Source organism: Halorubrum halodurans (assembly GCF_002252985.1).
In the GTDB taxonomy this organism is placed as follows: domain Archaea; phylum Halobacteriota; class Halobacteria; order Halobacteriales; family Haloferacaceae; genus Halorubrum; species Halorubrum halodurans.
This window is the reverse complement of sequence record NZ_NHPJ01000062.1, coordinates 6,652-6,910: the sequence shown is the minus strand read 5'-3', so window position 1 is coordinate 6,910 and position 259 is coordinate 6,652. Positions and strand designations below refer to the sequence as shown.

Genomic DNA, 259 nt, shown 5'->3' with positions numbered 1-259 from the left:
TCTCGCGGGCGCGCGAGACCGACGCGGATTCGGCCTCGAGCCGCTCGAGGAACTCCTCCCGCCGACGTATCGCCTCCGTCGTCTTCGTCAGCAGCGACGAGCGGGACCGCTCGCGGAGCGTCGGCTCGCGGGTGAGCGCGACCGCGAGCTCGGGGGTGAACTCCTCCGCGAGGCTACGCTCGTAGGTGTCGTTGTACTCGTCCTCGTAGTGGGGCACCGACATGACCGTCTCCGCGTAGGCGTTCCGGATCGCGACGAG

Annotated in this window: 1 protein-coding gene; it reads right to left on the bottom strand. The window is 69.9% G+C overall.

The annotated features are described in order from the left end of the window. A partial coding sequence (locus DJ70_RS06170; protein ID WP_449272191.1) for a DUF7260 family protein occupies positions 1–259 on the bottom strand: 259 nt, incomplete at both ends.